The organism is Cocleimonas sp. KMM 6892, from assembly GCF_035798195.1.
In the GTDB taxonomy this organism is placed as follows: domain Bacteria; phylum Pseudomonadota; class Gammaproteobacteria; order Thiotrichales; family Thiotrichaceae; genus Cocleimonas; species Cocleimonas flava.
This window is the reverse complement of the sequence record NZ_JAPFBV010000015.1, coordinates 1-3614: the sequence shown is the minus strand read 5'-3', so window position 1 is coordinate 3614 and position 3614 is coordinate 1. Positions and strand designations below refer to the sequence as shown.

Genomic DNA, 3614 nt, shown 5'->3' with positions numbered 1-3614 from the left:
GCAGAAATTGATAGTGGTTCGGTAGATAATTCTGCAACAGCTTCAGGTACACCAGCAGGTGGAACATTGGCTGATGCGCCAGCAACGTTTAATATTCAAGTAACGCCGGCACCAGCATGGAATTTGGTTAAATCATCAAGTTCTTCACCTATTGCAAAAGATGACGTTGTTACTTATAGCTTTACGTTGACGAATACTGGTAACGTAACAATATCAGGTATTAACTTAGCAGATGCTAAATGTGATGTAGTACCAACTTCACCAGGCAGCGGTGATAGTAATAATAACTCTATTTTAGAAATAGATGAAATTTGGGTTTACAGTTGTGATCATACCGTTACTCAGGCCGAAGTAGACGCAGGATCAGTTGATAACTCAGCGTCAGTATCCGGTACACCAGCAGGTGGTACATTAGCAGATGCATCTGCGACAAACAGTATTCCAGTGACACCATCACCAGCATGGACATTAGGTAAGACGTCAAGCTCTTCACCAACCGCTAAAGATGATGTGGTCGAGTATGTATTCACTTTAACGAATACGGGTAATGTAACTGTTTCGGGTATCTCATTAACAGATGCTAAATGTGACGTTGTACCGATAGCACCAGATAGTGGCGATCTCAATACGAACTCTATCTTAGAGACCGATGAAGTTTGGGTTTACAGTTGTGATCATACTGTGACTCAAGCCGAAGTAGACGCAGGGTCTGTTGACAATTCAGCGTCAGTATCAGGTACACCAGCAGGCGGCACATTATCGGATGCACTTGCAACAAATAGTATATCTGTCACACCAGCACCAGCTTGGATATTAGATAAAACGTCAAGCTCCACACCAACAGTTAAAGACGATGTGGTAGCGTATGAATTTACATTGACGAATACGGGTAATGTAACTATTTCAGGAATTTCATTAGCAGATGCTAAATGTGATGTTCTACCAACAGCAGCAGATAGTGGCGATCTCAATACGAACTCTATCTTAGAAACGGATGAGATTTGGGTTTATAGTTGTAATCATACCGTGACTCAAGCAGAAGTTGATGCTGGTTCAGTCGATAACTTTGCTTCTGTATCAGGTACGCCAGCAGGCGGTACTTTAGCAGACGCATCAGCGACCGAAATTATCGCAGTCACACCAACCCCTAGTCTAGCGATGACAAAAACAGCACAATTTATTGATACTGCTGATTTTGAAATTAATGCTCAAGTTACTTATGACTATGTAGTAACTAATACGGGTAATGTAACTATTACGTCACCTATTACAATCAACGATAATCTTATCCCCAATGGTAATCCATTGGATATTATCACTTGTGATACATGGCCTGCATCTGGTGTTGCGCCAGGTGATACTTATAACTGTATCGGGACATACACCGTAACGTCTAATGATGTAGCTCTGGGTAGTACAACAAATTTAGCAACGGCTACAGATGGAACGACTACATCACCAACTGATTCTGAAACAGTACCAAGTGGAGCTGATCCAGCGATTACAATAACTAAAAGTTTTGACGATTCAAGCTTTACGAGTTTCTCAACTTTAGGTCAGGCAATTACCTATATATACGAAGTACAGAATACCGGTAATGCCGCTTTTGTTGCAGATGTGATGGTTACTGATGATAAAATTAATGGAGGTACACCATTCCAATGTTGGACTACAACAGATTCAACCGGTCCTGATTTTACAGTAGGTGAAAAAATAGAATGTACGGCAGTTTACAATGTCACTCAGGAAGATTTAGATAATGGATTTGTTACTAATCAAGCAAGTGCATCTACAATATACGCGCCTGCTTCACCAACACCAACAGATGTATACGCACCTGCGGTTGACCTAACGATTAATGCTGGTCAATCACCAAGTTGGACTTTAGATAAGAGTTCATCATCTGCTCCAACAGAAGCAGGTCAAATAGTTGACTATAGTTTCATTCTTGAAAATACAGGTAATGTAACGATTAATAATGTTTCATTAACTGATGCTAAATGTGACGCATCAACATTGACATTAGATAGCGGTGACAATACTCCTTTGGGCAGTTTAGACGTAGGTGAAGAATGGACTTACAGTTGCCAACATACTGTTACACAACAAGAAGTAGATGATGGAACTGTTGATAATACGGCTACTGCTTCTGGAACTCCTGCTGGAGGTGATTTAGATGATATATCTGATAGTAATAGTATTTCAGTTGAACCAAAACCAGCATGGACATTAGATAAAACTTCTAGTTCGGAGCCAACATCTGTAGGGCAAATAGCCAGTTATACCTTTACGCTTAAAAACACCGGTAATGTAACAATTAGTGGAGTGACCTTAACTGATGCTCAGTGTGATATTGCTACACTTACTTTAGATGCAGGTGATAATCCAGTCTTAGGTGAATTATCTGTTGATGAAACATGGATTTATAGCTGTGATCATAGTGTCACTCAAGCAGAAATTGATGCAGGAGAGGTGGTAAATAATGCTACAGCTTCAGGAACTCCAGCCGGAGGAACACTTCCAGATGCGGCAGCGACACATAGACTTCCAATAGAAAGAACACAGAGTTGGGTACTTACAAAAGACTCGTCTTCAGTTATCACTAAAAAAGATGACATAGCTGTTTATTCATTCTCAATAGAAAATACAGGTAATGTATCTATTTCATCAGTATCTTTAGCTGATGCAAAATGTGATACACCTATATCTACTACACCTGACAGTGGTGATAACTTACCTTATAACGTTTTAGATTACGACGAGACATGGGTTTACAGTTGTAGTCATACAGTAAACCAAGCTGAAGTTGATGCTGGATCTGTTGATAACACAGCGACTGCAAGTGGTACTACAGAAGAGGGTGGTTTACCAGATGCAGTAGGTACCAATAGCATTCTTGTTACACCAGAACCAAGTTTAGATATTGTTAAACCAGCACCAATTTATACAGATAATGATTTTAATGGTGAAATTAGTGAAGGGGATGAATTAACATATACAATTACATCGACTAATACCGGAAACATATCTCTTACAAATGTAGTTGTAAACGATCCTTTAATCGTACCAACCAGCATCACTTGTCCATCAGTCGCACCGAATGGCACCTGTGTGTTGATCGGAACCTACACTGTGACGCCACAAAATGTCAGTGACAGCAATATCGTCAATACCGCAACAGCTAATTCGGATCAAACCGATCCGGTTACTGACGGTGAAACCACCAACATTAATGTGCCCCTTTTAGCCGTTGATAAACCTGCCCCCGCCAATGCAGATAATGATGGCAATACCGAAGTGAGTGAAGGCGATGTATTGACGTACACCATCACTGCGACCAATACAGGTGCGGCCACGTTAACGGATGTGGTTGTGAGTGATCCGTTGATCGTACCCAATACCATCACTTGTCCATCAGTCGCACCGAATGGCACCTGTGTGTTGATCGGAACCTACACCGTGACGCCGCAAAATGTCAGTGACAGCAATATCGTCAATACCGCAACAGCGTATTCTGATCAAACCGATCCGGTTACCGACGGTGAAACCACCAACATTAATGCGCCCCTTTTAGCCGTTGATAAACCTGCACCCGCCAATGCAGATAATGATGG

Annotated in this window: 1 protein-coding gene; it reads left to right on the top strand. The window is 41.3% G+C overall.

Annotated elements, in window-relative coordinates:
• The coding region (locus OO007_RS20175; protein WP_325810178.1) for a DUF7507 domain-containing protein at positions 1 to 3614 on the top strand (3614 nt) is incomplete at both ends.